Source organism: Clostridium bowmanii, assembly GCF_018861315.1.
Taxonomy (GTDB): domain Bacteria; phylum Bacillota; class Clostridia; order Clostridiales; family Clostridiaceae; genus Clostridium_AD; species Clostridium_AD bowmanii.
Genome location: NZ_JAHLDL010000068.1, coordinates 1 through 6,914, shown reverse-complemented (window position 1 = coordinate 6,914; position 6,914 = coordinate 1). Strand labels below are relative to the sequence as shown.

Sequence of the window (6,914 nt, the reverse complement as noted above, 5' to 3'; positions counted from 1 at the left end):
ATTATAGTAAATCCGTTATCTTCAGCAATTTTATGCAAAATTTCTTTTAATCTAGTTTCTATACTAGAAGTTAAAATCTTATGTCTATATTCAAAAAGAAATCTTCTGTTACCATATTCCCAATAAAAGTAAAAAAAAATCACAAACTAATAAAGCAGCGCCTTTTAAGCTATATAAGGGAGATAAAGTTACCATAGTGACAACTGATGGAAAAGGATGGTTTAAATTACTAAATTCAAAAAAGAAAGAAGGTTGGTTTTATTTTGATAAAAAAACCTACAAACTTCAAGGAAAAGAGCAGTGGCAAATATTTAAAAGTTTACCTATTGCAGGCTAAGTAAGGATTTAATATTTTTATAGAAATAATAATTTAATTTTCTTTTAATCTAAAAAGCAAACAATAATTTTAATTATTGTTTGCTTTTTATTTGTATAACTTTATCTGGGTTAATTCTTATTTTTAAGGGAAGTGGTTTTTCTTTAACTAAATCCCACTCTTCCTTAGAAATATCCCACAATATATGATAATCTTTTTTTGCTCCTAGCGATTCATTAAATTTTAGATATACAATTCTTCTAAATAGTGTCTCATCAGTAAAAACAATCCAGCAGTTAAAAGTGTTTATATCTTCATCTTTGTCCATGATTTCTAAATAATGAGCCCTAATTCCGATATCTGTTATTCTATCCTCAATATCATTATTAAAGGTAATTCTACATCCCCAGTCAATAGCTTCTAATATATTATTTTCAATTTTTCTAACCTTTGAAATATTTTTACAACCTGTTAGTTTCGCAGAACAAAGTGTTGGTGGGCTATTAAATATAACTTCTTTATTCCCAATAGCATCAATACTTCCCTCTTCAATAATTATTATGTTATTGCATAATTGATATGCTTCTTCCATGTTATGTGTAACAAAAATAGAAGTTCCCCTAAAATCCATAAGATCTTCCTTAAGCTGTACTATCATACTATTCTTAAGATGCTCATCTAGAGCGGAAAAAGGTTCATCAAGAAGTAATATTTCAGGCTCTACTACAAGTGCTCTTGCAAGTGCAACCCTCTGTTTCTGACCCCCTGATAGTTGATAAGGAAATCTTTTTTCCATGCCACTAAGATGTAGATTCAAAATTTTCTTTTCAATCTTACCAGCTCTTTCAGCTTTAGATATGTTTTTAGGGAGTCCGAACCCAATATTTTGTTCTACAGTCATATTAGGGAACAACGCATAATTTTGAAAGAGGAATCCTACTTTCCTATCTCTAATGGGAATATTAATTTTATTTTCCGAATCAAATAAGACTCGGCCATTTAATACTATTCTTCCACTGTCTGGAGTAACAATTCCAGCTATACAACTTAGTGTCATACTTTTCCCTGATCCAGATGCACCTAAAAATCCTAAGATATCATTATCTGCTTTAAAATTAACTCTAAGCTGAAATCCCGATAGTTTTTTTGTAATATCTACTTCTAAATCCATAATTATTTCCTCCTTGCAGAGGATACTAAAAATGCTTGCTTTTCAGCCCATTTGTCACTAGCTACCATTACTGTTAAGGATATTATAAATATTAATATAACCCATTTAATAGCATTAGCATTATCCCCAGCTAACACAGCAAAATATATTGCGATAGGAATTGTTTCTGTTTTACCTGGAATGCTACCAGCAATCATCATTGTAGCCCCAAACTCTCCAAGAGCCCTTGCAAATGCCAGTACTGTACCTGCTGCAATCCCAGGCCATGCAAGTGGTACTGCTAACTTCCAAAATATTTTCCACTCAGAAGCGCCCAAGGTTCTAGCTGCATTAAGAACATTATCATCAATTTGACGAAAGGCACCTACACAGGTCCTATACATTAGAGGAAAAGCAACTACAGTTGCAGCAATAACTGTAGCCACCCATGTGAATATTAATGTGATTCCAAATCCATTTAGTAATTTACCAATAGGATAATTCTTTCCAATAATCATAATCAATATAAATCCCAAAACAGTTGGAGGAAGTACCATAGGTAGTGTCAAAATTCCATCTAGAATTCCCCTACCTCGCCCTTTGTACCTAGACATAAACCAAGCTGCGAAAATTCCAATAAAAAACACTATAAAAGTAGCAGTAAAGGCTGTTTTTATTGAAATCCATAATGGTGAAAATTCTGACATCCTATTCAACCCCTAACTATATCTAGTATACACTCTTATTTTTAAAGAGAATTAAACCCATATTTCTTAAAAACTTCTTTTGCACTATCACTAGATAAAAACTTCAAAAATTCCTTAGTATCTTCTACATTTTTACTAGCTTTAATAACAGCTGCTGGATAAACCACTGGTGTTTTGTACAAATCATCACTAGCAACGGAAGCGACCTTTACCTTTTTAGAAGTTTTAGCATCAGTACCATATACTACCCCCGCATCTGCGTTTCCAGTTTCAACCCAAGTCAAAACTTCCTTAACGTCTTTGGCATAAACAGCTTTTGACTTAACTTTATCAATAATATTTAATGATGTAAATACTTCTTCGCAGTATTGACCCACAGGAACTGTTTTTGGTTCACCTAATGCTATTTTTACTATTTTATTATCTGCAGCATCCTTAAAATTACTAATATCCAATTTAGAATTATTTTTAACTATAAGAACTACACTGTTTCCTACTAAGTTAACATTAGTATCATCTATTAACAATCCTTTTTCCTTAAGTGCAACCATCTGTTTTTTACCAGCTGAAAAAAACAAATCTACCTCAGCACCTTGTTCTATTTGTTTCTGCAGTATTCCTGAAGAAGCAAAATTATAATTTAACGTAACATTCGGTTTTTCTACCTTATAAAGTATTTTTATTTCCCCCATAACCTCTGTCAAACTTGCAGCAGCAGAGATTGTAAGTGTAATTGGTTTTTGCGTAGCTACGGGAGCTGGTGTTTCAGAAGTTTTAGCCTTCTGACTACAACCTGTCATTAAAAGCATACCCATAACTAAAGACATAACTAATAAAAAACTAAACCTTTTTTTCATTTTTTGTTCCCCCTACAATATATTTAAAACATTTTAAATATAAACATAACAAAACCATACAATTTGGTAATTAATTATCTGTTTTGTTGTGTTACGTTATGTTTTATTGTATATTTATTCAGCAAAAAATTCAATAACAAAAAGTTATTTAGCTCAATAAATCACTTTCCCTATGTTTCTGCAGTTACTTTTCCTAGATCTTTTAAATCATATCCACCAATACCCTGTAGTTCCAACTTAAATTCGTCAGATCGAATAATTTGAAGCACAGCTTCAAAATATGGTTTTTGAATGTCCTCTTTCTTAATAACAAGTTCATAACTTTCTGTTTGCAGTGGAATAAAATCAATTCCATTTACCTGTTGACTTGTCTTTTCATTCCCAATACCAAAATCCGCTTCGCCTCTAGCTACAGTGCTGGCTACTGCAAGATGTGAAAAACATTCTCTTTCATATCCAGTGACACTTTGGGCGCTTATACAAAGTTTTTTTAAATACTCATCTAATAAGATTCTTGTGCCGCTGCCTTTTTCACGATTTATTATAGTAATTCCAGGTTGTTTTAAATCTTCTAATCCTTTTATTCCTTTAGGATTGCCCTTTTCAACATAAATCCCTTGCATTCTATTAGCTAGATGCACTATAATTGCAGGTATTCCTGGAAGCATTCTTTTTACATAAGGTATGTTATACTGCCCCGTTTCACCATTCCACAGATGTGTTGCTGTAATTTGGACCTCATCATGATAAAGTGCATATAACCCATTATAACTTCCAGTATAAGACCTAAGTGCATGAATCCCTTTAACGTTATGTTGTAAATATCTAGATAGTATATCAAGCATAATATCTTGACCACAAATAACGAAATCGTGATTTTCAGGACTTTCTTCTGGCTTATTTGGACTCACTAAAGTCATATTAGAATTAACCAATCTAGCATTACTTTGCTTAGTATTTTGAAATTTTTTAGATTTATTCTTATAATCTTCTATATCCTTCATTTCTATTCTTACCTTATTACCAACCCTATAAGAATTAAGCTCTCCTCTTTTTACCAATTCATAAACTGTATTCTTTGATATTTTAAGCATCTCTGCAACCTCTAAAGGTGTTAATGCAATATTTTCATCCACGTTTTTAGCCTCCCTACACATAAACGGTCCTTATATATTTCTAAAAAAGCTCTTTGAATTCCTTCTTAATAATTAGAAAATCCTCTAAGTCATTTAAAAATTGAAATAACATTGCCCTATCTTCAAATTCGTTTCTAGTCTCTGGTAGTTCCATGTTTCCATAATTTTTCCTAAGGAGTACCAGCTTATTAATAAGTTCAATACAATCATTATCTTCATGAATATTTACCGCAACATCATTTGTGAACTCTGATAATATTGAAGTTTGCTGGTAGGTCATATAAACCCTGGAAAAATGCCTTTTCATTCTTTTTATGGCATCTAATTGTAGGCTTCTCATATCTATATAGTTTCCATAATAATCCTTGCTCTTAAACAAATTATTATTATTTATCTTTTGTGCCATTAATTTAGTATTTGCAATTAGTTTTTCAACCGTCAAAAGTACATTTTGCTCATAAATTGGTACCGCTTGAGTAACTAAGCTAGCCGCCATATCTGCTAATATTAACCTATATTGTTCTTCAATCTTAGCTTTATTCTTCTCAAAATCCTCCTCTAAGGAAGCTGTATATAAATTAAATATCATTGCAACACCGATGCCTATTATAGTTAACTTTGCTTCATTTACAATCCACGAAATGTTAATGTTTGTAATTATTAAAAGATGTGTTGATAATACTGAGCCAATAACCATTCCCTCAGTGGTTTTTGAAATATTAGTTAATGGTATAAATATAAGTAAAAACAGTCCAAATATCATAGGATTATTACCGAGTAGTGTATAGAGTGTAAAAGATAAAAGTATAGCCAATGTGGATGCTATTATTCTCTTACCTGCAACTAATAATGCTTCTTTCTTTGTATCTTGAATACTTAATATTGCTATTATACCTGAAGTTACTCCAAATTCTAATCCCATATAGTTTGATATAATAATTGCTATAGTGGCAGATAAAGCTATCTTAAATGTCTTTGATTGTAATGTTTTAAGATGTAATTTTTTTATCATTTCTTAATTTTTCTCCTTCTGCCTTGACTCTTAAATAAATATAATTTTATTATATCATTAAAATCCTATTTCATCGATTTTTTACTTTAATTCAGTTCCACCCCATTCAACGACCGTAAATCCACTTTTTATGAATGGTTTTAGCTTTTGTTCTTCTATTTTCATTTCACTATTTAAGGGCTTAAAATCCATCACCTTTAACTACAAATCACTTTGACATATCCCATTTATTATTAGAAACCCCTTCCCAGTACAAATATGAATATTCTCTATTATCAGCAAGATTAGTTAATATGCCCTTCTACTTAAAGTTGCGCACTATTTGTTATTAAACAATAACTTAAAAACCACCAGATGACAGGTTCCCTAGTAATGGATTATTCACTAGCTTGCTTTATAACCTTGTTAGGTAACGAAACCTTTAAATAATCTAAAAATCAAACATTTGGTGATTGGCTTGGACCTATTTATAGATGCTCCCTGTGTAAATATTTCAATCCACACACCCCTAAAGGGTGCGACAAAAGCATTTTACTTTTTCTTATGCGTACAAGAGATTTCAATCCACACACACCTAAAGGGTGCGACACTTTATAGGCATAAGATTTGAAAACAAGCAAAGAATTTCAATCCACACACCCCTAAAGGGTGCGACCTATTGTAAGCGATGGAACACATACCGTTACCTAAAAAAACAGCTCCGCATTAACCTGTGAAACTGTTTTTTTAATAAAATCCTTCTTTTGCAATTTTCATTATGTAATTATATTGTTTTCGAATAAGTTTCTTAAATTCAGGATCTGATATCTCATTATATATAGCAATGCCTTCTTCATAAAGACATTCATATATTAATTCACAATAATCATCATCTTCTCGATGCATTTGTTTGTATCGATGTTCTAGCTCATATGGGAAATCAAGAGTATATGCTATATCATCAATTTTGCCACTAAGAAACTCTTTAGTCATGTTCATCATGTAGTTAATATTAGGCTGACTCACTGCAAATTCCCTCCTTTTTACCTGTTTCTGTTTCTGTTGTATTTATTCTGCATTCAAGCTGTACCTTATCTGACCATGGCAAATATTCATCAAGCACAGAAGAATTTGATGCAAAATTACTATTGGGAAGCATTCGGAAGAGATATTCAAGGTATTTATAAGTATCTAAATTATTGGCTGCTGCTGTATTTATAATGCTAAATACAGTAGCTGATGCTTCTGCTCCCGCAGGTGAATCAGAAAATAGTGAGTTTTTTCGCGTAATTGCCACGGGTTTAACTGCAATTTCTGACAAATTATTTGATAAAGGTATTCTTCCATCAAGCAGAAAATCGGCAAAATATTTTTTATGATTTAGTGTATATCCCAAAGCTTTTTTAAGGTTTGCTTGATTAGTAAAGGTATTTTCTGCCCATTCGAAAAAGGCATCCAGTACAGGGACGCTATATATAAGTCTGTTCTTTCCTCTTTCTTCAGGTGATAACTCTTTCCATTTTCTTTCTAATCTAAAAAGTTTATCACAATAAGCGCGTCCAATGGCTCCACCCGATCGTGGAATTTCTTTTTTACCAGAATCCAGTGGAATAGCTTCAAGATAATATCTTCTTAGATGACTATTATCTCACTTCTCGAATAATAGTCATTATCCTAGAAATATGATTATCCGAGAAGGATCTCTTGAGATCGCATAAATTCTAGAGATTCTCATGTTTTTCTCGGATAATCTAATC

At 31.8% G+C, this 6,914-nt stretch carries 7 protein-coding genes and 1 pseudogene; 1 reads left to right on the top strand and 7 read right to left on the bottom strand.

The window, feature by feature from the left end; genetic code table 11:
• The first annotated feature begins 196 nt into the window (after positions 1–196).
• Positions 197–337, top strand: coding sequence for a hypothetical protein (locus tag KPL51_RS22550; RefSeq protein ID WP_216166589.1), 141 nt, complete (start codon positions 197–199; stop codon positions 335–337).
• Positions 338–410: 73 nt separating this feature from the next.
• Here KPL51_RS22550 and KPL51_RS22545 read toward each other — a convergent pair whose 3' ends face one another.
• The 7 genes and pseudogenes from KPL51_RS22545 to KPL51_RS24595 form a co-directional block, all read right to left on the bottom strand.
• Positions 411–1,487: a sulfate/molybdate ABC transporter ATP-binding protein gene (locus KPL51_RS22545; RefSeq protein WP_216166587.1), complete on the bottom strand. Its 1,077-nt coding sequence runs from the start codon at positions 1,485–1,487 to the stop codon at positions 411–413.
• Positions 1,488–1,489: 2 nt separating this feature from the next.
• A complete protein-coding gene (modB, locus tag KPL51_RS22540; protein ID WP_216166585.1) occupies positions 1,490–2,173 on the bottom strand; it encodes a molybdate ABC transporter permease subunit in 684 nt (227 codons plus the stop codon).
• Positions 2,174–2,214: 41 nt separating this feature from the next.
• Positions 2,215–3,030, bottom strand: coding sequence for a molybdate ABC transporter substrate-binding protein (gene modA / locus KPL51_RS22535; protein WP_216166577.1), 816 nt, complete (start codon positions 3,028–3,030; stop codon positions 2,215–2,217).
• Positions 3,031–3,200: 170 nt separating this feature from the next.
• Entirely contained in the window at positions 3,201–4,166 is a 966-nt protein-coding gene (locus KPL51_RS22530) for a helix-turn-helix transcriptional regulator (RefSeq protein WP_216166575.1), read from the bottom strand.
• 40 nt (positions 4,167–4,206) lie between these two features.
• Positions 4,207–5,178: an aromatic acid exporter family protein gene (locus KPL51_RS22525; RefSeq protein WP_216166573.1), complete on the bottom strand. Its 972-nt coding sequence runs from the start codon at positions 5,176–5,178 to the stop codon at positions 4,207–4,209.
• A gap of 726 nt (positions 5,179–5,904) precedes the next feature.
• On the bottom strand, positions 5,905–6,183 hold the full coding sequence (locus KPL51_RS22520) for a hypothetical protein (RefSeq protein ID WP_216166571.1): 279 nt from the start codon (positions 6,181–6,183) through the stop codon (positions 5,905–5,907).
• Positions 6,170–6,799: pseudogene (locus tag KPL51_RS24595) on the bottom strand (IS66 family transposase); the annotation flags it as partial. The pseudogene KPL51_RS24595 and the gene KPL51_RS22520, both read right to left, overlap by 14 nt.
• Positions 6,800–6,914 lie beyond the last annotated feature (115 nt).

Excerpts from the sequence above, each read along its gene's own strand:
- modB (WP_216166585.1), bottom strand. The coding sequence starts at position 2,173 with ATGTCAGAATTTTCACCATTATGGATTTCAATAAAAACAGCCTTTACT.
- KPL51_RS22545 (WP_216166587.1), bottom strand. The coding sequence starts at position 1,487 with ATGGATTTAGAAGTAGATATTACAAAAAAACTATCGGGATTTCAGCTT.
- modA (WP_216166577.1), bottom strand. The coding sequence starts at position 3,030 with ATGAAAAAAAGGTTTAGTTTTTTATTAGTTATGTCTTTAGTTATGGGT.
- KPL51_RS22525 (WP_216166573.1), bottom strand. The coding sequence starts at position 5,178 with ATGATAAAAAAATTACATCTTAAAACATTACAATCAAAGACATTTAAG.